The sequence below is a fragment of the Streptomyces sp. NBC_01244 genome, assembly GCF_035987325.1.
Taxonomy (GTDB): Bacteria; Actinomycetota; Actinomycetes; order Streptomycetales; family Streptomycetaceae; genus Streptomyces.
Genome location: NZ_CP108488.1, coordinates 7,505,729 through 7,530,332 on the forward strand (window position 1 = coordinate 7,505,729; position 24,604 = coordinate 7,530,332).

General features: G+C 72.6%; 18 protein-coding genes. 10 read left to right on the forward strand and 8 right to left on the reverse strand.

The features are described 5' to 3' along the window. Positions 1-62: 62 nt before the first annotated feature. Complete coding sequence (locus OG247_RS33545; protein WP_327255708.1) at positions 63-995, reverse strand: TetR family transcriptional regulator; 933 nt, start codon at positions 993-995, stop codon at positions 63-65. Between the two features lie 341 nt (positions 996-1,336). On the opposite strand from OG247_RS33545, the gene rsgA reads away from it, so the two are divergent. After that, a complete protein-coding gene (gene rsgA, locus OG247_RS33550) occupies positions 1,337-2,461 on the forward strand; it encodes a ribosome small subunit-dependent GTPase A (protein WP_327255709.1) in 1,125 nt (374 codons plus the stop codon). Between the two features lie 154 nt (positions 2,462-2,615). Here rsgA and OG247_RS33555 read toward each other — a convergent pair whose 3' ends face one another. The 3 genes from OG247_RS33555 to OG247_RS33565 form a co-directional block, all read right to left on the reverse strand. Beyond that, a complete protein-coding gene (locus tag OG247_RS33555; protein ID WP_327257730.1) occupies positions 2,616-2,993 on the reverse strand; it encodes a PPOX class F420-dependent oxidoreductase in 378 nt (125 codons plus the stop codon). A gap of 107 nt (positions 2,994-3,100) precedes the next feature. Continuing rightward, a complete protein-coding gene (locus tag OG247_RS33560) occupies positions 3,101-3,592 on the reverse strand; it encodes a DUF456 domain-containing protein (RefSeq protein ID WP_327255710.1) in 492 nt (163 codons plus the stop codon). Positions 3,593-3,616: 24 nt separating this feature from the next. Further along, a complete protein-coding gene (locus OG247_RS33565; protein WP_327257731.1) occupies positions 3,617-4,594 on the reverse strand; it encodes a helix-turn-helix domain-containing protein in 978 nt (325 codons plus the stop codon). Positions 4,595-4,795: 201 nt separating this feature from the next. On the opposite strand from OG247_RS33565, the gene OG247_RS33570 reads away from it, so the two are divergent. From OG247_RS33570 to OG247_RS33585, 4 genes are all read left to right on the forward strand, one after another. After that, positions 4,796-8,602: a S8 family peptidase gene (locus OG247_RS33570; protein ID WP_327255711.1), complete on the forward strand. Its 3,807-nt coding sequence runs from the start codon at positions 4,796-4,798 to the stop codon at positions 8,600-8,602. A gap of 1,655 nt (positions 8,603-10,257) precedes the next feature. Continuing rightward, positions 10,258-11,127, forward strand: a complete 870-nt coding sequence (locus OG247_RS33575; protein WP_327255712.1) for a protein phosphatase 2C domain-containing protein — start codon at positions 10,258-10,260, stop codon at positions 11,125-11,127. Between the two features lie 72 nt (positions 11,128-11,199). Next, positions 11,200-12,942, forward strand: a complete 1,743-nt coding sequence (locus tag OG247_RS33580) for a pyruvate dehydrogenase (protein ID WP_327255713.1) — start codon at positions 11,200-11,202, stop codon at positions 12,940-12,942. Between the two features lie 210 nt (positions 12,943-13,152). After that, a complete protein-coding gene (locus OG247_RS33585) occupies positions 13,153-13,539 on the forward strand; it encodes an ATP-binding protein (protein ID WP_327257732.1) in 387 nt (128 codons plus the stop codon). A 53-nt stretch (positions 13,540-13,592) separates the two neighbouring features. Here the strand turns inward: OG247_RS33585 and OG247_RS33590 are convergent, their stop codons facing one another. Beyond that, positions 13,593-14,678 carry a DUF2637 domain-containing protein gene (locus tag OG247_RS33590; protein ID WP_327255714.1) on the reverse strand — a complete coding sequence of 362 codons (1,086 nt, stop codon included), beginning with the start codon at positions 14,676-14,678 and terminating at the stop codon, positions 13,593-13,595. 333 nt (positions 14,679-15,011) lie between these two features. Here OG247_RS33590 and OG247_RS33595 point away from each other — a divergent pair, with 333 nt between their 5' ends. Next, positions 15,012-15,401, forward strand: coding sequence for a VOC family protein (locus tag OG247_RS33595; protein WP_327255715.1), 390 nt, complete (start codon positions 15,012-15,014; stop codon positions 15,399-15,401). A gap of 16 nt (positions 15,402-15,417) precedes the next feature. On the opposite strand, the gene OG247_RS33600 is transcribed toward OG247_RS33595, so the two are convergent. Beyond that, positions 15,418-16,332, reverse strand: coding sequence for a (2Fe-2S)-binding protein (locus OG247_RS33600; RefSeq protein ID WP_327255716.1), 915 nt, complete (start codon positions 16,330-16,332; stop codon positions 15,418-15,420). Positions 16,333-16,383: 51 nt separating this feature from the next. Here OG247_RS33600 and OG247_RS33605 point away from each other — a divergent pair, with 51 nt between their 5' ends. Next, the gene (locus tag OG247_RS33605) at positions 16,384-17,112 is read left to right on the forward strand and encodes a GntR family transcriptional regulator (protein ID WP_442813677.1); all 729 of its coding nucleotides are present in this window, start codon (positions 16,384-16,386) and stop codon (positions 17,110-17,112) included. 597 nt (positions 17,113-17,709) lie between these two features. On the opposite strand, the gene OG247_RS33610 is transcribed toward OG247_RS33605, so the two are convergent. Both OG247_RS33610 and OG247_RS33615 read right to left on the reverse strand, forming a co-directional pair. After that, entirely contained in the window at positions 17,710-18,507 is a 798-nt protein-coding gene (locus OG247_RS33610; protein WP_327255718.1) for a hypothetical protein, read from the reverse strand. Positions 18,508-18,696: 189 nt separating this feature from the next. Next, positions 18,697-20,376 (reverse strand): PucR family transcriptional regulator, encoded by a 1,680-nt coding sequence (locus OG247_RS33615; protein WP_327255719.1) that lies wholly within the window; start codon positions 20,374-20,376, stop codon positions 18,697-18,699. Between the two features lie 254 nt (positions 20,377-20,630). Here OG247_RS33615 and OG247_RS33620 point away from each other — a divergent pair, with 254 nt between their 5' ends. From OG247_RS33620 to OG247_RS33630, 3 genes are read left to right on the forward strand one after another with little or no spacing between them, the layout of a single operon-like run. After that, a complete protein-coding gene (locus OG247_RS33620; RefSeq protein WP_250744166.1) occupies positions 20,631-21,527 on the forward strand; it encodes an FAD binding domain-containing protein in 897 nt (298 codons plus the stop codon). 2 nt (positions 21,528-21,529) lie between these two features. Then, positions 21,530-22,138 carry a (2Fe-2S)-binding protein gene (locus OG247_RS33625; protein WP_243338761.1) on the forward strand — a complete coding sequence of 203 codons (609 nt, stop codon included), beginning with the start codon at positions 21,530-21,532 and terminating at the stop codon, positions 22,136-22,138. 2 nt (positions 22,139-22,140) lie between these two features. Then, on the forward strand, positions 22,141-24,546 hold the full coding sequence (locus OG247_RS33630; RefSeq protein WP_327255721.1) for a xanthine dehydrogenase family protein molybdopterin-binding subunit: 2,406 nt from the start codon (positions 22,141-22,143) through the stop codon (positions 24,544-24,546). The last annotated feature ends 58 nt before the right edge of the window (positions 24,547-24,604 follow it).

The window sequence follows — 24,604 nt, forward strand, 5'->3', positions numbered from 1 at the left end:
GAACGAATCGGACACCGGCGGACCCGTGGCCGGGCGGGCCGGCCCGGACCGTCCAGGCCCGGTCACTCGGGGGCATCCTCCTGGGGCAGGTGGCGGTAGACCGTGGCGCGGGAGACGCCGAGGGCGGCGGCGATCGCGGTGGCCCCGCTGCCCGCCGCGTGCATCCGGCGGGCGGCCTCGATCATGGCCGGGCTCATGGCGGCGGGCCGCCCGCGCCGTCCCCCCGGCACGGGCCGCGCCGACGCGTCGGGGCCGTTCGGGCCGTGCGGACCGTCGAGCAGGCGTCGTACGCCGTCCAGGACGGCCTCGCGCAGGGCAGGGACGGGAGCGTCGGCGAAGAGCACCACCGGATCGGAGAGCATCGCCACGGCCTGGGCGGCCCGCACCCGTTCCGCGAATCCGGGATTCGGCCCCGCGACCAGGAAGTTGGCGCGGAGCATGGCGTCGCGCAGGCGGGCGAAGGCCGGGCCGGGGACGGCCAGGGCCATGTCCTGGAGGTTGAGGCGCAGCAGGTGGCGGTGGTCCAGCCAGACGTCGAGCACCCCTTCGATGACGGCCCACCGGGTCCGGTCCGAGGATCCGGAGGTGCCGGACGTGACGGGTGCGCCGGACGTGACGGATGCGCCGGACGTGACGGATGCGCCGGACCCTTCGGCCGAGCCGGACCCGTCGGCCGTGCGGGGACCGCCCGCCGCGGCGCGGGCCAGGGCGGCCGCCAGATCCCGGAGCATCGGCTCGACCAGGGCGCCGAGGATGTCGGCCTTGCCGGGGAAGTGGTAGAGCACCGCCGGCTTGGAGACGCCCACCTGTTCGGCGATCTCCCGCAGCGAGGTCTCGTGGAAGCCGCGGACCCCGAACAGTTCCATGGAGACCCGCAGGATCCGGCGCCGGGTATCGGGAGCCGTCTCGCTCATCGACGTGTTCCGCGAGGCGGCGACCACGGTGCACTGCGTCTCGTAAATCGTCTCAGAATCTGCGGTTCCGCTGGTCTCCATCGGAACAGCTTAATCTCTGTGGTCGACTTGACTGCGGATCTCTCGGGCCCGCCCTGACCGGCGGTAAGTTCGAAACCCGGCTTCAGGACGCTCCGTAAAAGAAGTGGCGCGGGCCTGAGGGTGCTTGTTACGGTGGGGACGTTCCCGCCGACCGGTGCGGGACGGCTCGTCAGCACGTATGCAGACCCGGAGGTGAGTTCATTGATGACTGTCATGGCGCAGGGCGTTGCCCGCACTCAGAAGACCATCAATGTCACTTCTGTGGTCTCCGGCTGACCTCTCACCTCTTTCGCGCCCGGTAGCGGCGCGCACCGCCGGGGCCACCCTGTGAAGGGTTTCCCTTGTCTCTCCCCGCTTTCTCTTCTCCTTCCTCCTCTTCCTCCTCCTCGCTTCCGCACGCCCTGGCCCCCTACGGCTGGGACGAGGCGTGGGCGGCCGAGTTCGCCCCGTACACCGATCAGGGCCTGCTTCCCGGCCGGGTCGTACGGGTCGACCGCGGCCAGTGCGACGTCATGACGGCGGACGGCATCGTCCGCGCCGACACCGCCTTCGTCACCCCGCACGACCCGCTCCGGGTCATCTGCACCGGAGACTGGGCGGTGCTGGAGGCGCACGGCAACCCGCGCTACGTGAAGACGTACCTGCCGCGCCGGACCGCCTTCGTACGGTCCACCTCATCCCAGCGGTCCGAGGGCCAGATCCTCGCCGCGAACGTCGACCACGCGATCATCGCGGTGTCGCTGGCCGTCGAACTGGACCTCGGCCGCATCGAGCGGTTCCTCGCGCTCGCCTGGGAATCGGGGGCGCAGCCCCTCGTGGTCCTGACCAAGGCGGACCTGGTCCCGGACCCGGTCACCCTCGGACACCTCGTCGAGGACGTGGAGACGACGGCCCCCGGGGTCGCCGTCCTCACGGTCTCCTCGGTGACCGGGGAGGGCACGGACGTGCTCGCCGCAGTGGTCGGGGGCGGTACGAGCGTGCTCCTCGGGATCTCCGGCGCGGGCAAGTCCACGCTGGCCAACGCGCTGTTGGGGGAGGACGTGATGGAGGTCCAGGCGGCGCGCGAGGTCGACGGCAAGGGCCGCCACACCACCACGACGCGCAACCTGCTCGTGCTGCCGGGCGGTGGCGTGCTGATCGACACCCCCGGGCTGCGGGGCGTCGGGCTCTTCGACGCGGAGGCGGGCGTCGGGCAGGTCTTCTCGGAGATCGAGGAGTACGCGCAGCGGTGCCGTTTCCACGACTGCGCGCACGAGGCGGAGCCGGGGTGCGGCGTACGGGCCGCGGTGGACTCCGGGGAGCTGCCGGAGCGGCGGCTGGAGAGCTACCGCAAGCTGCTGCGGGAGAACCAGCGGATCGTCGCGAAGACCGACGCGCGGCTCCGGTCGGAGATCAGGCGCGACTGGAGGCTCCGCTCGGCGGTGGGCCGCGCGAACTATGCCGCGAAGCGGACCGGCCGGGCCTGACGGCTCCCGGCCCGGGGGCCGCGCCCCGCCCCGGTGCCGGGCACGCCCCCCGCCCCGGGCCGGGCACGCCCCCGCCCGGGGCTGGGCCCCACCCGGCACCGGGCGCGGGTGTGCCGCTGCGCGGGGAGGGGAACCTGCTCCGCGCAGCGGTGGGCTAGGTGTCCAGGCCCCAGGACAGCACGCGGTCCGGGTGGATGCGGATGACCTCCGGGCTGAAGTGGGGGCCCAAGGAGTGCGGGCCCACTTCCAGCGTGGCCCGGCCGCGGATCTCGATGCCGCGCACCGTCCAGGGACGGGTGCTGACCAGGTCGTCCACGACCAGTGACAGCCGGGGGTTCTCGGTGAGGTTCCGCCACTTCTTCGTCGTGCCCATCGCCAGCCCGCCCACCAGGACCGTCCCGTCGTCCTGAGGGAAGAATCCGACCGGGTTCGCCTGGGGCTGCCCGGCCGGGTCCACCGTCGCGAGCCGGCCCAGGTGCTGCGAGCGCAGGTATGTCCGTTCGGCCTCGCTGAAACCCTTGAACTCCGCCATGTCGGTCATGGGGGAGACGATCCCAGCCGGGGCCGCACGGCGCATCGGGCCGAGGACCTAGTCGGGCCTACGCCGTAAGTCCCGGTCGGCGGGGACCAGGTCGTCGGCTAGGCCCACAGCAGCGTCCCCACCCACGCCCCCACCACCAGCAGGCACGCGAACAGCTCCACCAGCACGCTCGTCCCCACCGCCCGCATCACCGCCCGCACCGACGCCCACGCCTCCCCGGGGGTGCCCAGGCGGCGTCGCTCGCAGAGGTAGATGCCGCCGACGAAGCCGGGGGCCGTGCCCACCACCGGGAGCAGCACGAAGCCCAGTACCGCGCCCACGCCCGCGTACACCACCATCCGGCGGGTGACGCCGACCCCCCGGAGCCGCCGCGGGGGCAGCAGCCACTTCACCACCTGCACCACCAGCAGCAGCGCCGTCGCGCCCGCCAGCAGGCCCCAGGCCACCGACGAGCGTTCGTGCAGCGCCCACCACAGGATTCCGGCCCAGACGAGGAGGGTGCCGGGGGCGCCGGGGACCAGTACCCCGAGCAATCCGAGCACCAGCACCAGCCCCACCAGCAGCAACTGGGGCAGCTGAGGCAGGTCCATCTGCCCAGCCTGCCCGGCCCGGGGCTATCGGGCCACCCAGCCCCGCTCGTACGCGTACCAGCCGAGCTGGAGCCGGGTCGTGACACCCGACAGCTCCATCAGGCCCTTGACCCGCCGCTGGACCGTCCGCAGGCCCAGCTCCAGGTGCTTCGCCACGCTGGCGTCCGTCATCCCCGCCAGGAGGAGGGTGAGGATCTCCAGGTCCGTGACGTCGGGTCCGCCATCGGATTCCTCCGGCGCCCCGGTGGAGCCCAGCCGCAGCGGGAGGGACTCCCGCCAGACCGCCTCGAAGAGGCCCATCAGGGACTCCAGCAGCCCCGACGCGTGCACGACGAGCGCCGCCGGCTCCGCGCCGCGCGCCGTCAGCGGGACCATCGCGAGCGAGCGGTCCGCGATGACGAGTTTGGTCGGCACCTCGGCCGTCACCCGGATGTGCTCGCCGCGCGCCAGCGCCGTGGACGCCTCGCGGATCCCGCTGGGCAGGGTGAGCACCTCCCGCTCGATGACCACCCGGTAGGAGACTCCCCGTACGGCCGCCCGGTCCTCCGCCTCGTTGTCCGTCCCCGTCACCACCTGCGGCCGGCCGCTGACCAGCGCGAGCACCTCCTCCACGGCGCCGAGCTGGAGCTGGTGGAAGCGGTGGGCCACCGCGCTGGCGCCCGTGACCACCTCCACCAGATCGTGAACGGCCGGCTCGGCGGCCTCCGCCCGGTACTCCTCCGCCAGCAGGGCCGCCGCCAGCTCCGCCTGCTCCAGTTCGTGCCGCTGCTGCGTGAGCAGGGCGCCCAGGGCCACCCCGGGCGGGGCCGCCACCCAGCGGCCGGGCCGGGCGGAGGACTGGGCGGCGAGCCCGTGGCGCTCCAGGTGGCGCAGGGTCCGTTCGGTCTGCTGCACCGGCAGGGTCAGCCGGTGCGCGAGGTCCGGTATCTCCGCCGCCCCCAGCGCGACCAGCGCGCGGTAAGCGGACTCCTGTCCTTCGTCGAGACCTATCGCACTCAGCAACTCGTCCACCCAACCCTCTCGGAACCGTTCCTGGCGGGAAGCGGCCACGGCGCAAACCCGCCGTCGACATCATCGCCGCACCCCCCGCCCCTCTGCCAAGGTGGCGCCACCGCAGCACCAACATCCGCTGGCCAGAAGCCATTTACGCGGCGTTTTCGCCGTGCAATGCCGTAGTTGGCCGGAATTCACCTGGGGAGAGCGATGCGCCCGATATCGCGTACGGCACTGGGAGCGGCCATCGCGGCCGTCCTGGCCGTCACGGCCGTGGGCCCGTCCACGGCACAGCCGAGCGACGGAGCGTCCGGAGCAGGAACCGGCACCGGCACCGAGAAGAGGGCCCTCACCGGGAGCGAGGCGGCCTCCCGGCAGCCCACCACGCCCGTCACGGTGACCCTGGTCACCGGTGACCGGATCCTGGTGTCCACCGACGCGGCCGGCCGCACCGCGGCCACCGCGATGCCCCGCGCGGACGGCTCGCAGCCGATCGTGCAGACCCGCCAGGCGGGCAAGGACCTCTACGTCTACCCCGAGAGCGCGATCACGGCGCTCGCCGCGGGCAAGGCCGACGAGGAACTCTTCAACGTCACCGGCCTGATCCGGCAGGGCTACGACGACACGCACGCCAAGAAACTTCCGCTGATCGCCGTCTACGAGGCCTCCGCCGGCCTCGCGCGCAGCGCCCCGCCCGTTCCGGCCGGCGCCGAGCAGTCGCTGGTCCTCGGCTCCATCGGCGGCGTCGCCCTCGCCGCCGACAAGGCGAAGGCCGCCGACTTCTGGGCCGACGTCACCGGCGCGAACGTGAACCCGCACGCGCGCTCGGCCGCCTCACCCCGGCTGAAGAAGCTGTGGCTGGACGGCAAGGTCCAGGCGAACCTGGAGCGTTCCACCAAGCAGGTGGGCGCCACCGCCGCGTGGGCCGCCGGATTCGACGGCACGGGCACCAAGGTCGCCGTCCTCGACACCGGCACCGACCTCGCACACCCCGACCTCAAGGGCCGGGTGGCCGAGGCGAAGAACTTCACCGACTCGGACACCGCCGAGGACCGCCAGGGCCACGGCACCCACACCATCTCCACCGTCGGCGGCTCCGGCGCCGAGAGCGGCGGGGCGAAGAAGGGCGTCGCCCCCGGCGCGCAGCTGCTCAGCGGCAAGGTCCTCAACGACTCCGGCTACGGCCTGGACTCGTGGATCATCGCGGGCATGCAGTGGGCCGTCGACAGCAAGGCCGACGTGGTCTCCATGAGCCTGGGAGACCCCTCCCAGCTCTCCTGCGACGACCCGATGGCCGCGGCCACCGAGGCGCTGGCCCAGAGCAGCACCACCTTGTTCGTCATCGCCGCGGGCAACTCCGGCCCCGGCAACAACACGGTCTCCTCGCCCGGTTGCGCGCCCAGCGTGCTGACCGTCGGCGCCGTCGACCGCGACGACAAGACGGCCTCCTTCTCCAGCCGTGGCCCGGCGGGCCTGAACCACACCCTCAAGCCCGAGATCGCCGCCCCCGGCGTCGGGATCTCCGCCGCCGCCATGGGTGGCCGCGGGGTGTACGCGTACAGCTCCATGTCCGGGACCTCGATGGCCACCCCGCACGTCGCGGGCGCCGCCGCCATCGTCAAGCAGCGCCACCCCGACTGGACTTCGCAGCAGATCAAGGCCGCGCTGGTCGGCTCCGCCAACACCTCGGTCCCGGGCGACGTACGGGAGACCGGTGGCGGGCGGCTCGACGTCAAGGCCGCCATCGACACCACCGTGACCGGCGCCCCCGCGCTCCAGGGCGGCACCTACAACTGGCCGCAGGACCGCAGCGACCGCACCGCCCTCTCGTTCCCGTACACCAACACGGGGACCAAGCCCGTCACGCTGAACCTCTCCGTCGAGAAGGTCACCGGCAACGACGGCTCCGCCGTCCGCGGCCAGGTCGCCCGTCTGGACCAGCGCACCGTGACCGTCCCGGCCGGCGCCACCGTCAAGGTGCCGCTCGCCCTGGACCCCGCCGCGAAGCTGGAGCGCTCCCAGTACGGGGACGTCACCGGCCGCGTCGTCGCCACGGCGAAGGGCGTGCACGTCTCCACCCCCTTCTCCCTCTACGTGGAGCCGGAGACGGTCACCCTGCGCGTCAAGCTCCTCGACCGCACGGGCAAGCCGGCCGCCGGCCCGTCCTCGCTGGACGTGATCGGCACCGACGACGCCACCGGTGAGCGCCGCTTCAACGAGGGCGCCGCCGACCAGGTCTACCGGGTCCGCCCGGGCTCGTACTTCCTGTCCGCCTTCGTCGGCACCCCCGACGCGGGCGAGGGCGACCGGATGTACGACTCGCTCACCTACCTCGGCCGGCCGCAGACCGAGATCAAGAAGGACACGGTGATCGTGCTGGACGCCCGCAAGGCGGCCAAGCTGAGCATCGCCACCGACAAGCCCACCGAGGCGCGCGCCACCACCCTGGCCTTCTCCCGCTCCTGGGGCGAGGAATGGGCGCACACAGGCACCGCCATGGGCGGCCGCACGATCCGCGGCTACTACGCCTCGGTCGACGGCACGGCCAAGGAGGGCGACTTCGAGTTCGGCAGCTACTGGCGGGCGGCCGCCCCGCTGCTCTCCGAGCTGAAGGCGAACGGCGGCCCGGTGCTGCACCCGATCACCGCCTCCACCGGCAGCGACAACCTCGACGGAACCGGCCGCGCCCCGCTCGTGGGCGCGGGCTCCGGCACGCCCGAGGAGCTCGCCGCCGTCGCCGCCAAGGACGCGATCGTCCTGGTCAAGACGGCGGACGAGGGGTCGGCGTACGAGATCGCGGGCAACGCGAAGGCGGCCGGAGCCAAGGCCGTCCTCGTCTACCGCGACGCCCCCGGCCGCTGGCAGGCCTTCACCGGCTACGCGGGCGGCGCCCTCCCGGTGCTGACCGTCGAATCCGCCGAGGGACAGGCCCTACTGGCCAAGCTCGGCAAGGGCGCGGTCACGCTGAGCTGGAAGGGCAGCGCGAAGAGCCCGTACGTCTACAACCTGGCCCAGATCGAGAAGGGCCAGGTCCACGGGGACCGCACCTACCGGGTGCGCGACCGTGACCTGGGCGCCGTCGAATCGGCCTACCAGTCGATGGGCGTCGCCGCCGACTACGTCGACGTGACCGGGGCCTACCGCCCGCTCGGCAACGCCGTGTACTTCGGCTCCATCGACACCGTCGCGGTACCGGGCAAGCGCACCGAGTACTACTCCGCCGGGGACACCGCCTGGGACCACATGGTCTCCAGCAGCTTCCCGTGGGGCGAGTTCATGACCGACCAGCACCGCACGTACAAGGCGGGCTCCCAGCGCGCCGAGAACTGGTACGACGGGGTCATCGGCCCGGTCGCGCCGCGCGACACCGCGGGCAAGGAGCAGCTGGCCGCCGAGCGCCAGGGCAACCTGATCGGCTTCGCCTCCGCCATGTGGGGCGACACCGGGCACTACGCCCAGCAGGGCGGCTTCGGCGACCTCGGCAACGTCTCGCTCAAGGTCGACGGCGAGTCGCTGGGCGACACCGGCTACCCCTTCGGGGCCTTCGAGGTCCCGGCCCGCGAGGCCACGTACGAACTGACCCAGCAGCTGGAGAAGATCGGCCAGCCGTCCCGTACCTGGCAGCGCTCCTCCGCGATCCAGACCACCTGGACCTTCCGCTCGAAGCTGGACGCGACGCAGTACTCGCAGGCACTGCCGGTCATCTTCCCGCGGATCTCCGCCCCGCTGGACGGCATGAAGACCCTGGCCGCGGCCAACGGCCAGAAGATCGGCCTGGCGGTCAGCGGGCACGCGGGCTACGCGCCGGGCGCGCTCAAGTCGGCCAAGCTGTCCTACTCGTACGACGAGGGCGGCAGCTGGACCGAGGCGAAGGTGAGCGAGCGCGGCGGGCAGTGGACCGCGACCGTGGACCACGCCGGAGCCGCGGGCAAGCAGGTCATGCTCAAGGTCGAGCTGACCGACAAGAACGGCGCCACCGTCACCCAGATGGTCGCGCGGGCGTACGACATTCGCTAAGTCGTACGACATAAGGCAGGGGGGTCCATCGGACGGCGGTCCGATGGGCCCCCCTTTTTCCTGCGTTCGCCGGATTTCGGCTGCACCGGAGCCCGACAATGAGGGCCATGAGTCAGCGGGACGCGGGCGCGGATGACTGGTGGCAGAAGCTCTACGAAGACCCCGACGGGGGACCGGAACCCGACCCCCGGGACACCCTGGAACACCGCTTCCGCTCGGCGGCGGTCCTGGTGGCGCCGACTCCGTCCCCGGCGGCGGTACCCCATCCCCGGCGGGATCCGGGCCCTCTGACGGAACACGATCCGGATCCGGATTCGGATCCGGTGGCGCAGGTGGCGGGGCCGCCTGCGGCGGATTCCGGGCCTTTGCCGGAGGTCGGGCCGTCCGGGCCGGAGGCGGGGGTCGGGCCGCGTGCGGCGGATTACGGGCCTCTGCCGGCGGCCGGGCCGCCTGTGGCGGGCTACGGGCCGGCGCCCGAGACCGGGCCGCCTGTGGTGGATTCCGTGCCGGAGGCGGGGCTGCATGTGCCGACGCCCGGGCCGGCGCCCGAGGCGGAAACGGAGCCGCCCTTGGCGGCTTCCGGACCGGCGGTGGAGCCGGAGGCCGGGGCGGGGGACGCGTACGGCGGCTCGGTGCTGCCGCCGCCCCGCGACCCCCGGGAGGGCGGCCAGACCTGGTACGCGCTCGGGAGCGTCGCCGTCCCGCCCGCGCTGCCCGCCGAGGACTCGGGGGAACCGACCGACTGGAGCTGGGGCCTACGGGACGAGGCACCCCCAGCGGCTGCGCCCCCGGAGCCGGACCCGGCAGGGGCCGGGAGCGGCCCCGACGACACGTACGGCAGAGCCGGGCACGAGGCCCCGGCGACCCCGGCGGGGTCCGGCGCGGCACCCGGTGCGGGCGGCGGCGGCGACCCCTGGTCGGGCCCGGGGACCGGCTCGCCGCGGGGTGTCGTTTCCGGGTCCGGCCCGGGCTCCGGTCCGGCGTCGGGGTCCGGCGTCGGTTCTGCTTCCGGGCGGGGCCTCGGGTCCGGTGCCATCCCCCACGGGTCCGGTACCGGCTCTGACACCGGCCTTGTTCCTGGTCCCGCCTCCGGGGCCGACCCCGCCTCCCGTCCCGACCCCGCCTCCCGTCCCGGTCCCGCCTCCGGCTCCGATCCGGCCTCCGGTTCCCTCTCCGGTCCCGGTGTTGGCTCTGGGGTCGGTTCCGCCTTCGGGCTCGGTGTCGGGCATGGCTCTGGGCCGGGTTCTGGTCCCGTCCCCGTGTCCGGCCTCGGTGCCGGTCCGGGGCTCGATTCAGGTTCTGGCACCGGCACCGGCTTCGCCCTTGGAACGCATCCCGGTTCCGGGTCGGGCTGGGGCGCCGCTCCCGCGTCCGGGGACGGGTCCGGCGTCGGCCTCGGGTCGGGTTCCGGTGACGGGACTCCGTCCGGCGGGGCGGGCAGGCGGGCGGGCGGCATGGCCGGGGAAGAAGACGGCCCTGGAGACCGATCTGGAGCCGGCCCGGGGGCCAGGCAGGGGGCCGAGCGGGGCGCCGGGCAAGGGGCCGAGCAAAGGGGCTGGCAAGGGGACGCGCAGGGCGCCGGGCAAGGGGCCGGGGGTGGGGGACAGCCTGGGAGTGGGGGTTCCGGGAGTGGGGTTTTCGGGGGGCCGCGGCCCGTGGTGGCGCATTTGGGGGACCGGCCGCCCACCTACGCCGCGGAGCCCATCGCGCTGCCGGCCGCCGATCCGGCCGGGCTCGCCGCGCTGACCCCCGACACCGTGCTGGAGGGGGCCCAGTACGGCGGCTACACGCTGCGCGCCGCCTCCGTGCGCGGTGACTCCGCCCGGTTCCGGGGCGAGGCCCGGCAGGACTTCCTGCTCACCGCCCGCTTCGGCACCGGCCCCGACGCGCTGGTCCTGGTCGTGCTCGCCGGCGGGGACCGGGCCGCGCCCGGAGCCGCCGAGGCCGCCGCCGAGGTGTGCCGCTCCGTCGCGGGAGCCGTCGGACGGAGTCACGAGCGGCTGTCGCAGGACGTCCGGGACGGCCGGCGCGAAGCCCTGCGCTCGGGGCTCCAGCGGCTCACCGACCGCGGCTACGGGCAACTGCGTGCCCGCGCCGCCGAGCTGGGGCTCCCGGAGGACGGCTACACGGCCGGGCTGCGCGGACTGCTGCTGCCGGTCGACCCCGGCTGCCGCACCCGGGTCTGTTTCGGCGCGGGCGCGGGCGGCCTGTTCCGGCTCCGGGACGGACAGTGGCGGGACCTGGAGGAGCCCGCCCCGGCATCCGCCCCCGCCCCGGCGCCCGCCGTCCCCGCCGGTTTCCGCTTCCGGTTCAGGGCCTCCGTGGCCCGCCCCGGGGACACCCTGCTGCTGTGCTCCGGCGGCCTCGCGGACCCGATGCGCGAGGAGGAACCGCTCTCCGTCGAGCTCGCCGCCCGCTGGGCCGACGCACCGCCGCCGGGCCTCGCCGCCTTCCTCGCGGACACCCAGCTCCGCCTCAAGGGCTACGCCGACGACCGGACGGCCGCCGCGGTCTGGGAGGCGTAACCCGGCGGATCATGCGTGGATGGGAGGCGCACCCGGCAGAGCCGAACCGGAAAAGGGAAGGGCGCCCCCTCCATGGCCAAGCAGAACGTGGCGGAGCAGTTCATCGACATTCTCGTGCGCGCCGGCGTGCGCCGGATGTACGGAGTCGTCGGGGACAGCCTCAACCCCGTCGTCGACGCGATCCGCCGCACCGGCGGCATCGAGTGGATCCAGGTGCGCCACGAGGAGACCGCCGCCTTCGCGGCGGGCGCCGAGGCACAGATCACCGGCACCCTCGCCGCGTGCGCGGGCTCCTGCGGCCCCGGCAACCTCCACCTGATCAACGGGCTCTACGACGCCCACCGTTCCATGGCCCCGGTCCTCGCGCTGGCCTCCCACATCCCCTCCGGCGAGATCGGCCTCGGCTACTTCCAGGAGACCCACCCCGACCGGCTGTTCACGGAATGCAGCCACTACAGCGAGCTGATCTCCAACCCGCGCCAGATGCCCCGGGTCCTGCAGAGCGCCATCCAGCACGCCATCGGGCGCGGCGGCGTCGGCGTGGTGTCCCTGCCCGGGGACATCGCCTCCCTGCCCGCACCGGAGCGGAGCGCCGAGCAGGCGCTGGTGACCGCGCGGCCGACCGTACGGCCCGGCGACGGGGAGATCGACAAGCTGGTCCGGCTCATCGACGAGGCCGACCGGGTCACGCTCTTCTGCGGCAGCGGCACCGCCGGCGCGCACGCCGAGGTCATGGAGTTCGCCGGCCGGGTCAAGGCCCCCATCGGGCACGCCCTGCGCGGCAAGGAATGGATCCAGTACGACAATCCGTACGACGTCGGCATGAGCGGGCTGCTCGGCTACGGCGCGGCCTACGAGGCCACCCACGAGTGCGATCTGCTGATCCTGCTCGGCACGGACTTCCCGTACAACGCCTTCCTCCCCGACGACGTCAAGATCGTCCAGGTGGACATCCGGCCCGAACACCTCGGCCGCCGCACCAAGCTGGACCTCGCCGTCTGGGGCGACGTACGGGAGACCCTGCGCGCGCTGAACACCCGGGTGAAGGCCAAGACGGACCGCCGGTTCCTCGACCGGATGCTGAAGAAGCACGCGGACGCCCTGGAGGGAGTGGTGAAGGCGTACACGCGCAAGGTGGAGAAGCGCACGCCCATCCACCCCGAGTACGTGGCCGCGGTCCTCGACGAACTCGCTGACGAGGACGCCGTATTCACCGTGGACACAGGCATGTGCAACGTCTGGGCGGCGCGCTATCTTTCCCCGAACGGAAAGCGCCGCATCATCGGCTCCTTCAGCCACGGCTCCATGGCCAACGCCCTTCCGCAGGCCATCGGCGCACAGTTCACCGATCGCGGACGTCAAGTGGTGTCGATGTCCGGCGACGGTGGTTTCTCCATGCTGATGGGAGATTTCCTCACCCTGGTGCAGTACGACCTCCCCGTCAAAGTGGTCCTCTTCAACAACTCATCGCTCGGGATGGTCGAGTTGGAGATGTTGGTTTCCGGCCTTCCTTCGTACGGAACCACGAATAAGAACCCCGACTTCGCGGCGATCGCCCGCGCGGCGGGCGCGTACGGGGTCCGGGTGGAGAAGCCCAAGCAGCTCACAGCGGCTTTGAGGGACGCTTTCAAGCACAAGGGGCCCGCTCTCGTGGATGTGGTCACGGACCCCAACGCCCTGTCCATTCCACCGAAGATCAGCGCCGAAATGGTGACCGGATTCGCACTTTCGGCCAGCAAGATCGTGCTGGACGGAGGGGTGGGCCGGATGATCCAGATGGCTCGATCCAACCTCCGTAACGTGCCGCGCCCCTGAGCCCGGATGCGTGCGGATTCCCCCGGGGGGCATGCATCCCGTAGGCCTGTTCGACAGGCGGGCCTTCGGGAGCAGCGGGCATGCGGGAGGTACATCGCCGTGCGGGTGGGGGCGAAGGCCGGAAAGCTGTGGCGGAGAGGGCGGCCGGTGCCGCGCGAACCGTCGGCCGAGGGCGAGGCGGCGGTGGACGCGTCGGGGATCACCCGGAGCGTGCGGCGGGCCGATCTCAAAGCGGTCGGGGAAGTCCGCAAGGATTTACGGGAGTTGATGCGCCACCGGTGCAGGGCGGAGGCCGCCGAGGTGGCCGAGCTGCTGATCACCGAGCTCGTCACCAACGCCCTCGTCCACACCGATCAGGGAGCCGAGGTCTCGGCGACGCTCGCCGCCGACCGGCTGCGGGTGGAGGTCCGTGACTACGCGGCCCGCCGGCCCCGGCCGCACGTACCGTCCGCCGACGACGGTACGCACGGCAGGGGACTGGTGCTGGTGCAGTCGCTCGCCGACGCCTGGGGCGTGGACGCGCTCGGGCTGTCGCTGGGCGGCGGCAAAGTGGTGTGGTTCGAACTCGACGGAGCGAGGGAGGCGGGGCCCGCCTGAGTGATCGGGCGGACCCCGCGCAGCGGATCCCGGACGGGCGCGTGCCCGTCATCTCAGCCGAACTGCTGCTCCAGGTCCTTCAGTTTGCGTTCCAGTGAGTCGAGTCGGGGGAGCGTCTGCGTGTCGTCCTCGGCGGTGAGGTCCACCGTCCGGGGGCCGACGGCCGTGTTGGCCGGGTCAGTCGTGTGAGGGGGTTCGGTTCCGCTCACGGCCTGCAGGGAGGGCCGGCGCCGTAGGGGCAGCTGTCCGGTTTCCGCTATGGCCGGCTCCGCGCCGACCGGCGCGGAGCCCGCTCCGGGGGCCAGCCCCGGCACCTCGACCTGACGGGCGCGGGCCACGCGCCCGAACGCCCGGTTCTGCCTGCCGAGCGCCTTGATGTGCGCCCGGTCCAGGCGGTGTTGCTCCCGCCGGCGGTGCCGGTCGTTCTCCTTCTCCTTCTTGTCCTCGCGCACCTCGTCCACGGCCTCGTCGAGGGTGCGGACGCCCTCCAGCAGCATCAGCGACCAGGCGCCGAAGGTCTCCCGGGGTGCCCGCAGCCAGCGGACCATCCGGATCTGCGGCAACGGCCGCGGAATCAGGCCCTGTTCGCGCAGTGCGGCCCGGCGGGTCTGCTTCAGCGCGCGGTCGAAGAGCACGGCCGCCGAGAGGGACATGCCGGAGAAGAACTGCGGAGCCCCGTCGTGGCCGAGGCCGCGGGGAGCGTGCACCCAGTTGAACCAGGCGGCGGCTCCCGCGAACAGCCAGACCAGCATGCGCGAACCGAGGGCCGCGTCGCCGTGGCTGGCCTCGCGGACGGCGAGCACCGAACAGAACATGGCGGCGCCGTCGAGACCGAAGGGGACCAGGTACTCCCAGCCCCCGGACAGGTTGAGGTTTTGCCGGCCGAAGCCGACCAGCCCGTGGAAGGAGAGTGCCGCGGCGACCGCCGCGCAGCAGAAGAGCAGGACGTACGAGGCGGTCCCGTAGACGGCTTCCTTGCGCCGCCGCCGCTCCTCGCTGCGCTCCCAACTGTCCTCGGCCACCCCGGCCTTCTCGCCTTCGCGCTTGCCCCGGGCCAGTACCGCCACTGCCGCAAGTACGCCCAGGATCAGCAGGCTGCCGGGCAGCAGCCAGTCCAGCGATATGTCGGTCAGTCTCATGCGGTTGTCCCTTGCCTCGCGTATGCGGCTGTTCGGCTTGTGGCCGGTGCGGCTTTCCGGGCGCCATAGTGGCGCAGCCGGTGAGCCGTGCACGCGGGTTTCGGGGCAAGTGGACGCCAACGGGGGGCGGAGCCCGCCGGATAGGGTGTTGCTGATCGAACTCCAGCTCGTGCGACCAGAGTCGAGTTCGATTTCCGTCAGTCGGATGGGTGGGTTGAGGCGGCGGGGGTGGCGGCGCGGAAACCCGGTGGTGGTCGTACGGCCGGGTGGGTGACACTGGCCAGCCGTCGGCGCCCCGCGTGGCGCCGGTCCGCACTGTCTGGGAGAAGAGCCGTGACGAGCAGGTTCACCGAGTTGAGCGTCGACTGTCACGATCCGGAGCGGCTCGCCGCCTTCTGGTGCGCGGTCCTGGACGTCAAGGTGATCGACCGGAGCGAGGACATGGTCGAGATCGGCTCCTGGGTGCCGACCGCCGAGGACATCCGGGCCCGTCACATGCCGCCCACCCTGGTGTTCGTCCGGGTGCCCGAGGGCAAGGCCGTCAAGAACCGGCTGCACCTCGACGTCAGCCCGATCGACGCCGGTACCGAGGACGAGGTGACCAGACTGCTCGGCCTCGGCGCCACCCGGGCGGACGTGGGCCAGGGCCCGGACCGGAGCTGGGTGGTCATGGCGGACCCCGAGGGCAACGAGTTCTGCGTACTGCGCACCCTGGCGCCGTAAGGCCGGACCGCGCCTCTCAGCCGTCGGCCGTCAGGCGCGCGACGCGGTCCTCGTCGCAGGTGCGGGGGCAGGTGACGCAGGTGTCGTCCGGGCGGATGGTGTAGAAGAAGCAGCAGCTCGCCCGGTCACGGGTCGGGAGCTCCCGACCGTCCGGGGCTTCGAGGGTACGGAAGCCCGCGCCACCGGTGTACGGGGCGGTCGAGCCGGGGAAGAGCCGGTCCAGCTCGCGCACGCCCCGCTGCTCCTCGGCCTCGCCGAGCAGGTTGGCCACGTACCAGAGGCTCTCGACCACGTCGTCGGTCACCATGCCCCACAGGGCGCGCCGACCGCGCCGCATCCGCGGGCCGAAGCCCTCCACGAGCGGTTCGAGGTGCTGGGCCACCGCGGCCCTTACCTCTGCGCGCAGCGCGTCCTCGTCGGGCACGACCCGGGCCCCGGGGAGCGCTGCCGCCGGGTCGTCCGGCAGGCAGGCGAAGGAGCGGACGCGGACGGCCATCCGGCCGTCGGTCCGGTGGAAGGACACGGCCTCCGGGGGGAGGAGCGGCACGCGCCGGTCCAGGAACCAGGGGGCCGTGAACAGCAGACAGGCCTCCCACGCGTACCGGTGCAGTCCGAACCCCGCCACCACGTCGTGCCGGCCCGGGCGCCCGTAGTCGCGGAGTATCTGCGCCTCGTCCCACGCGAGGAACGCCTCCAGGGCCTCGCCGCCCGCCGCGAGCTCGTCCGCACCGACCCACCCCACACCGCGAGGGGAGGGTTCGTGCGGGGCGAGCTCGGTGACGCGCAGGCCGCTGTAGGCCTCGGTCAGCCGTGCGTAGGCGTCCGCCACCGGAGAGCCGGCCGGGGCGGGGTTGCGGGGGTTGCGGGGGGTGCGGGGGGTGCGTACGGGGTGGACGTGGCCCGGGGCGGGCGCGACGGCCGTGACGGTCATGGCGAACCACCGATCCACGCGATCGTTAACAGGTAAGCCTTACCTTACCTGATCTCCGTGGGGCGTGGGAAGGAGGGCTATTCTTCGGGGGCAGATCGAAACCCGTGGGAGGACCGAGTGCGCGAGACGGCCCGAGCCCGGGTGCCGGAGCAGCAGAACCGGAAGGTCGTACGGCATTCCGTGCGCGGGCAGATCCTCGACGCCCTGCGCGCGGCGCTGATCGCCGGCGAGCTGGCCCCGGGGGAGATCTACTCGGGCCCGGCCCTGGGGGAGCGCTTCGGGGTCTCCGCGACGCCCGTGCGCGAGGCGATGCAGCAGCTGGCGCTGGAGGGGGTCGTCGAATGCCTCCCGAACCGGGGCTTCCGGGTCCTGACCCGCACCCCGGGGGAGCTGGCGGAACTGGCCGAGGTCAGGGCGCTGCTCGAAGTCCCCGTGATGCTGCGGCTGGCCCGTACGGTGCCGTCCGCGGCCTGGGTCGCGCTGGGGCCTGCGGCCGCGGAGACCGTGGAGGCGGCCGACGCGGGTGATCCGGCGCGGTACGCCGACGCGGACCGGGAGTTTCACCGTGCGGTGCTCGCGCTGGCGGGCAACGCCCAGCTCCTCCTGGTGGCGTCGGATCTCCACCGCCGCTCCCAGTGGCCCCTGCCGGGGCCGCGGCGCATCCGGCGGGCGGAGCTTGTCGCGGAGGCGGCGGAACACGTGGCGGTCGTGTCCGCGCTCTCCGCGGGCGACCTCTCGGGGGCGGAATCCCTGATCCGCGGCCACTTCGCGCCCCGCTGACCCCCTCGGGGACGGGGTGCGGCGCCGTTGCCGGGGACCGGTCCCCGGGCCCCTGCGCCTCAAACGCCGGCGGGGCTGGGGTGTGGCCGGCGGTCGGTCTGGCTGCGGGTTGGTCGGTGCCGGGGGCGGGGTGGGGTGTCGGCCTGGACTGCATGATTTAGGCGCCCTGTGTACTTCTTCGACAGTTGTGGGGTGTGCCTGCGCCACAAATCACGCTTTACGTCCCGGCCAACACCCCACCCCGCCCCCGTCCCCGACCGTCCGAGCCTGCGACCCCGGCCGGGTGGTCTTTTCAGCCGTCCGGCGTTTGAGGACCGGGGTCTGGGGCGGAGCCCCAGGGGGTCCGGGCGCAGCCCGGGACCCCGCCTTCAGCCTGTCCGGCGTTTGAGGACCGGGCTCCGGGCAGCGCCCGGGGAACGGGCGAAGGGCGGGTAGGGGACTCCGCCCCGCAGGGCCGAACCACCCGCACCCGCCCACCGGACCCCGCCCCGGCACGGCGGGGGCGGCAGCCCCGACCGGCGCCACCGCCGGACGGAGTCCGGCGCAGCGGCGCGAAGCCGGTAAGGCCCGCCAGGGCCGCACCGCGCGAGCGGCGCGTTAAGAAGGTGCAGGTGCAGGTGCAGGCGGGGGTACCGGGTGGAGTTGGTCCGCCAGCCAGGTGGGGATGCCGCCCAGGAGGTGGAAGAGGCGGCGGGCCTCCGCGCGGAGGCGGGCGGCTTCGGGTTCCGGTTCGGCTTCGGCCAGGGCCGCCAGCGCCGGGGCGGTGCCGACGAGGAAGCCCAGGTCCTCCCGGATGCGGAGGGACTCCGCGAAGCCCTTGCGGGCCTCGGCGACCTCCCCGTCCCGCAGGGCCAGCGCCGCCAGGTGCCGCCAGGTGAAGGACAGCAGGAGGGTGTCGCCGTGGGCCAGGGCGCCCGCGTGGGCCCGCCGGTACGCCGGCAGGGCCGATGACGGGGCGTCCGCCAAGTGTTCGGCGACAAGGCCCCGCCGGAAGTCCAGCAGCGGCCGGGTGCGCGACCCCGGGGACAGCAGCGCCGCCGCCCGGCCGAGCGCGGAGCGGGCCTCGTCGGCCCGGTCGCGTACGCCCAGTACGGTCGCCGCGTACGCCAGGTGACCGCGCTCGCACGCGGCCGCGCCCCGGTCGTCGTCGTCCTGGGAGACCGCTTCGGCCACCCGCAGGGCGTCCTCGGCTTCGGCCCAGCCCTGGCCCGTGAAGAGGCAGCGTTCGACCAGCAGTCCGGTCCGCTGCACGGCGGCTCCGGCATCGTGCAGGTGCGGTGTCAGCAGGGCCGCCGCGTCGGTCCAACAGCCACGCGAGCGCAGCCGCCATATCGCCCGCTGGAGGGGGTCGTCTCCCCCGGTAGTTCCGGCACTGGACATGGCGGTATCCGCCACATTGCCCTCCCCAAAGCAACCAAGCAGCACGTCGTTGAGCCCTGGGGCGAAATGAGAGCACGGATCGGCAGGTTCGGCCAAGGGGTCGGGTGAACTCTTTCACAAAGTCCGGACGGATCATCAGTCACCCCCTGCCGGCCCCCCGTCCGCCCCGGACCGGCCCCCCGGCCGGTCAGGCGGTGGATCTTCTCAGCTCATGCGCAGTGCCAGGAAGAAATCGAGCTTGTCCTCCAGCCGGGAAAGATCCCGCGCCGTCAACTGCTCGATTCGCCCGACCCGGTACCTCAGCGTGTTGACGTGGAGGTGCAAACGCGTCGCGCAGCGGGTCCACGAGCCGTCGCAGTCCAGGAAGGCTTCGAGGGTGGGGATGAGTTCCGCGCGGTGGCGGCGGTCGTAGTCCCGCAGCGGGTCGAGCAGCCGGGCCGTGAAGGCGCGGCGGACGTCGTCCGGGACGAACGGGAGCAGCAGGACGTGCGAGGCCAGCTCGTGGTGGCCGGCGGCGCAGACCCGGCCCGGGCGGGCCGCGGCGACCCGGCGGGCGTGCCGGGCCTCTTCCAGGGCCCCGCGCAGGCCCTCGGCGGAGGACACGGCCGCGCTGACGCCCAGGGTGAGCCGGCCGTCGTCGGCGAGTCCGGCCGCCAGGGGGTCCCGTACGGCCGCGAGCAGCGTTTCCGCGTGCAGGGCGGTGTCGGGGCCCTTCTCCTCGCCGGGCTCGCCGGCGGGCGCGGGCAGCGGTACGAGGGCGATCGCCTCGTCCCCGGCATGCGCGACGGCGATCCGGTCCGAGGGTTCGGGACCGGAGACGGAGGGGTCTACGAGGATTTCCTCCAGCAGCGACTGGGCTACGGGGCCGCCCGCGATGTCACCGCCGTCCCAGTCCACCCGGGCCACGACGACCTGCCAGTGCGGGGCGGTGCCCAGGCCGGGCAGGAGGACCGGCGCGGCCACCCGCAGGCGGGCGGCGATCTCGGCGGGCGGAGCGCCCGTCTGGACCAGCTCCAGGACCTCCTGGGCGAGGCGGCGGCGCACCGTGCGGGCCGCGTCGCGGCGGTCCCGCTCGACCGCGATGAGCTGGGTGACGCCCTGGAGCAGATCGAGCCGCTCGGCCGGCCAGTCGCCGGCGTCGGCCTCGACGGCCAGCAGCCAGTCGGAGAGCACGCTCTCGCGGACGTCCCGGGCCGCCGGACCTGCGGGTCCGCGCCCGTGTCCCCTGATCGGGAAGAGGGAGTACATAATACCCTGGAGGGAGATCCGGTGCGGGCCCCTGCGGCCCGTCCGGACCGCCGCGAGGTGCTCGCTCGCCAGTGCCGCGCAGATGCCCGGCGCCAGCGGCTCGCCCGCCCCGGCGATCTGCCGGCCGGTGGGCGAGAGCACCCAGGCCCGGAGATCGAGGTCCGTGGTGAGCAGATCGAGCACCACATCGGGTCCACCACCGGCGGGACCGGAGGTCATGAGCCGCCGATGGCGGTCCACGACGGCCGCGAGGTCCCCGGCGCGCTCTCCCGACACCTGCCGCACCACGTACTCGGTGATGGTGGCGAATGCAACGTCTTCGTTTACAGCGAACAACGGGAGACGGTTGCGCAGACACGCCGTGACGAGGTCGTCGGGAATGTCTCCCAGCTCGGCCTCGCCGGCCGCGAGCCCGGCCACGCCGGCGCTCGCGAGGATTCGTACGAACGGCTCGGAGTCGGCTGAATTTCGTCTCCATGCCAGGCCAGTGAGGACCAGTTCCCCTCCGGATAGGTATCGGCTGGGATCCCTCAGGTCGGTCGTCATGACCCCGCGGACCGTCCGGTCGAGTTCTTCCTCGCCGCCCAGCAGCCGCAGCCCCAGCGCCTCGGTTTCCAGCAGTGCGCGCAGCCGCATGATGTCGCCGCCGATCTGTCTCGAATGTTGCCGTTGGAAATCGGGCAGGTCGTCGCATCCTGCCTTTCATACGAATCTACAAGACGAGGGAGGTCCCCAGCCAACTCCTTCATGGTTTCGGTGACTGCACCCGGGGGACGCAGGGCCGGTGTACTGAGTCCACACCGCGTTAACAGCACGTGAACGACCAGTCGAGGGCCCAACGGCCTCCTGGCTTGAAGTGAACGACCCGATTAAGAAGAAGAGAGCCGCACATGGACTTCCTTCGCCCCGCCAGCTGGGAGGAGGCGCTCGCCGCTAAGGCCGAGTTCCCCACAGCTGTGCCGATTGCGGGTGGCACCGATGTGATGGTCGAGATCAACTTCGACCACCGTCGGCCGGAGTACCTCCTGGACCTGAACCGCATCGGTCTCCTGCGGGAGTGGGAGGTCGGCGAGGACGTGGTACGTCTGGGCGCCTCCGTCCCGTACACGCAGATCATGGAGAACCTCCGCACGGAGCTTCCGGGACTCGCGCTCGCCTCGCACACGGTCGCGTCCCCGCAGATCCGTAACCGCGGCGGTGTCGGCGGCAACCTCGGTTGCGCCTCGCCGGCCGGCGACTCCCACCCCGCGCTGCTCGCGGCGGGCGCCGAGGTCGAGGTGGAGTCCGTACGCGGATCCCGCCTGATCCCGATCGACGAGTTCTACACCGGCGTCAAGCGCAACGCGCTGGCCGCCGACGAGCTCATCAAGACCGTCCACGTCAAGAAGGCGGACGGCCCCCAGCAGTACTCCAAGGTCGGCTCCCGCAACGCGATGGTCATCGCCGTCTGCGCGTTCGGCCTGGCGCTGCACCCCGAGACCCGCACGGTCCGTACCGGTATCGGTTCGGCCGCGCCGACCCCGATCCGGGCGAAGGCCGCCGAGGAGTTCCTCAACGCCGCGCTCGAAGAGGGTGGCTTCTGGGAGTCCGGCAAGGTCATCACCCCGTCGATCGCCAAGCAGTTCGGTGACCTCGCCTCCGGCGCGGCCAACCCGATCGACGACGTCCGCGGCACGGCGAAGTACCGCCGCCACGCGGTCGGCATCATGGCTCGCCGCCAGCTCGTCTGGACGTGGGAGCAGTACCGCGGTTCGAACAACGGCCGCTCGCTTGAAGGGGCTGCGTAATCATGCGCGTCAATTTCACTGTCAACGGCCGTCAGCAGGAAGCCGACGACGTCTGGGAGGGCGAGTCCCTTCTCTACGTCCTGCGCGAGCGCCTGGGCCTGCCCGGTTCGAAGAACGCCTGTGAGCAGGGCGAGTGCGGTTCCTGCACCGTCCGTCTCGACGGCGTGCCGGTCTGTTCCTGTCTGGTCGCGGCCGGTCAGGTCGAGGGCCGCGACGTCGTGACCGTCGAGGGCCTGGCGGAGTTCGCCAAGCAGCGCGACGAGCACGGCCACGGCGGTGCCTGCGGCACCGGCGGCGGCTGCGGCAGCAAGGGCGGCGTCACCCTGGACGCGGCCAAGCAGTGGCAGGCCAAGCCGGGCGACTCGCAGACCGGCGAGGGCGTCGAGCTCTCCACCATCCAGCAGGCGTTCATCGACGCCGGCGCCGTCCAGTGCGGTTTCTGCACCCCGGGCCTCCTGGTCCAGGCGGACGCGCTGCTGGAGGAGAACCCCTCCCCGTCCGACCAGGACATCCGTGAGTCCCTGTCCGGCAACCTCTGCCGCTGCACGGGCTACGAGAAGATCCTCGACGCGGTCCGCCTCGCGGCCGCCCGTCAGTCTGAGGCGGTCTGACCATGGCCCAGAACACGCGCACGGTCCCGGCGGGTACGCCGACCAACGTCACGCAGAAGCACACCAAGGGCGGCATCGGCGAGTCCACGCTGCGCCCGGACGGCACCCTCAAGGTGACCGGTGAGTTCGCGTACTCCTCGGACATGTGGCACGAGGACATGCTGTGGGGCCAGACGCTCCGCAGCCCCGTGGCCCACGCCGAGATCGTCTCGATCGACATCTCCGAGGCCCTGGCGATGCCGGGTGTCTACTCGGTGCTGACGTACGACGACCTGCCGGCCGAGATGAAGAACTACGGCCTCGAGATCCAGGACACCCCGGTTCTCGCCAACGGCCGGGTCCGTCACCACGGTGAGCCGGTCGCCCTCGTGGCCGCCGACCACCCGGAGACCGCCCGCCGCGCGGCCGCCAAGATCAAGATCGACTACCGTGAGCTGCCGCTCGTCACGGACGAGGCCTCCGCCCTCGCCGAGGGCGCGCCGCTGATCCACGAGGGCCGTGACGACCACCACATCGGTCACGTCCCGCACCCGAACATCGTGCACCGCCAGCCGATCATCCGCGGCAACGTGGAAGAGGCCCGCAAGCGCGCCGACGTCATCGTCGAGGGCGAGTACACCTTCGGCATGCAGGACCAGGCCTTCCTCGGCCCGGAGTCCGGCCTGGCCGTGCCGTCCGAGGACGGCGGCGTCGAGCTGTACGTCGCCACCCAGTGGCTGCACTCGGACCTCCAGCAGATCGCCCCGGTCCTGGGCCTGCCGCCGGAGAAGGTCCGCATGACGCTCTCGGGCGTCGGCGGCGCGTTCGGTGGCCGCGAAGACATCTCGATGCAGATCCACGCCTGCCTCCTGGCCCTGGCCACGAACAAGCCGGTCAAGATCGTCTACAACCGCTTCGAGTCCTTCTTCGGCCACGTGCACCGTCACCCGGCGAAGCTGTACTACGAGCACGGCGCCACCAAGGACGGCAAGCTCACGCACATGAAGTGCAAGATCGTCCTGGACGGCGGCGCGTACGCGTCCGCTTCCCCGGCGGTCGTGGGCAACGCCTCCTCCCTCTCGGTCGGTCCGTACGTCCTGGAGGACGTGGACATCGAGGCGATCGCGCTCTACACGAACAACCCGCCCTGTGGCGCGATGCGCGGCTTCGGCGCCGTCCAGGCCTGCTTCGCCTACGAGGCCCAGATGGACAAGCTCGCGGCGAAGCTGGGCATGGATCCGGTCGAGTTCCGCCAGCTCAACGCCATGGAGCAGGGCACGATCATGCCCACCGGTCAGGTCGTGGACGCTCCGGCGCCCGTCGCCGAGCTGCTGCGCCGGGTCAAGGCCCGTCCGCTGCCGCCGGAGCGCCAGTGGGAGTCCGCCGGCGAGAGCGCGGACGTCCGCGCGCTGCCCGGTGGTCTGTCGAACACCACCCACGGTGAAGGCGTCGTCCGCGGCGTCGGCTACGCGGTCGGCATCAAGAACGTCGGCTTCTCCGAGGGCTTCGACGACTACTCCACCGCCCGCGTGACCCTCGAGGTCATCAACGGCGAGCCCGTCGCGATGGTCCACACGGCCATGGCGGAGGTCGGCCAGGGCGGCATCACCGTCCACGCGCAGATCGCCCGTACCGAGCTGGGCGTCACGCAGGTGACCATCCACCCGGCCGACACGCAGGTCGGCTCCGCCGGTTCCACGTCCGCCTCGCGGCAGACGTACATGACCGGTGGCGCGGTGAAGAACACCTGTGAGGCCGTCCGCGAGGCGGTCCTGGAGATCGGCCGGCGCAAGAACGGCTCGTACCACCCCGCGTGGGCGACCGCCGAGCTGCTCCTCGAAGGCGGAAAGGTCGTCACGGACGGCGGAGAGGTCCTCGCGGACCTCGCCGACATCCTGGAGGGCGAGGACGCGATCGACATCGAGCTCGAGTTCCGTCACGCCGCGACCGAGCCCTTCGACCTGGTCACCGGCCAGGGCAACGGCCACGTCCAGTACACCTTCGCCGCGCACCGCGCGGTCGTCGAGGTGGACACCGAGCTCGGCCTCGTCAAGGTCGTCGAGCTGGCGACCGCCCAGGACGTCGGCAAGGCGCTCAACATGCTCTCCGTGGTCGGCCAGATCCAGGGTGGTACCACCCAGGGTCTGGGCGTCGCGATCATGGAAGAGATCATCGTGGACCCGAAGACCGCGAAGGTGCGCAACCCCTCCTTCACGGACTACCTGATCCCGACCATCCTCGACACCCCGACCATCCCGGTCGACGTCCTGGAGCTCGCCGACCCGAAGGCCCCGTACGGCCTGCGCGGCATGGGCGAGGCCCCGACCCTCTCGTCCACCCCGGCCGTCATCGCGGCGATCCGGGCGGCGACCGGTCTGGAGATCAACAAGACGCCGATCCGTCCGGAACTGCTCACCGGCACTCTCTAGGACGGCTGGTCCGGGGGCCGCGAGGCCCCCGGACCCCCCCCAGATTTCCGGGCGGTGT

What these genes read in the sequence shown, in the direction of transcription:
- OG247_RS33630 (WP_327255721.1), top strand. Translation starts at nt 22,141, where the DNA reads ATGGCCCAGAACACGCGCACGGTCCCGGCGGGTACGCCGACCAACGTC.
- OG247_RS33560 (WP_327255710.1), bottom strand. Translation starts at nt 3,592, where the DNA reads ATGGACCTGCCTCAGCTGCCCCAGTTGCTGCTGGTGGGGCTGGTGCTG.
- OG247_RS33570 (WP_327255711.1), top strand. Translation starts at nt 4,796, where the DNA reads ATGCGCCCGATATCGCGTACGGCACTGGGAGCGGCCATCGCGGCCGTC.
- OG247_RS33580 (WP_327255713.1), top strand. Translation starts at nt 11,200, where the DNA reads ATGGCCAAGCAGAACGTGGCGGAGCAGTTCATCGACATTCTCGTGCGC.
- OG247_RS33625 (WP_243338761.1), top strand. Translation starts at nt 21,530, where the DNA reads ATGCGCGTCAATTTCACTGTCAACGGCCGTCAGCAGGAAGCCGACGAC.
- OG247_RS33600 (WP_327255716.1), bottom strand. Translation starts at nt 16,332, where the DNA reads ATGACCGTCACGGCCGTCGCGCCCGCCCCGGGCCACGTCCACCCCGTA.
- OG247_RS33555 (WP_327257730.1), bottom strand. Translation starts at nt 2,993, where the DNA reads ATGGCGGAGTTCAAGGGTTTCAGCGAGGCCGAACGGACATACCTGCGC.
- OG247_RS33545 (WP_327255708.1), bottom strand. Translation starts at nt 995, where the DNA reads ATGGAGACCAGCGGAACCGCAGATTCTGAGACGATTTACGAGACGCAG.
- OG247_RS33620 (WP_250744166.1), top strand. Translation starts at nt 20,631, where the DNA reads ATGGACTTCCTTCGCCCCGCCAGCTGGGAGGAGGCGCTCGCCGCTAAG.
- OG247_RS33590 (WP_327255714.1), bottom strand. Translation starts at nt 14,678, where the DNA reads ATGAGACTGACCGACATATCGCTGGACTGGCTGCTGCCCGGCAGCCTG.
- OG247_RS33615 (WP_327255719.1), bottom strand. Translation starts at nt 20,376, where the DNA reads ATGCGGCTGCGCGCACTGCTGGAAACCGAGGCGCTGGGGCTGCGGCTG.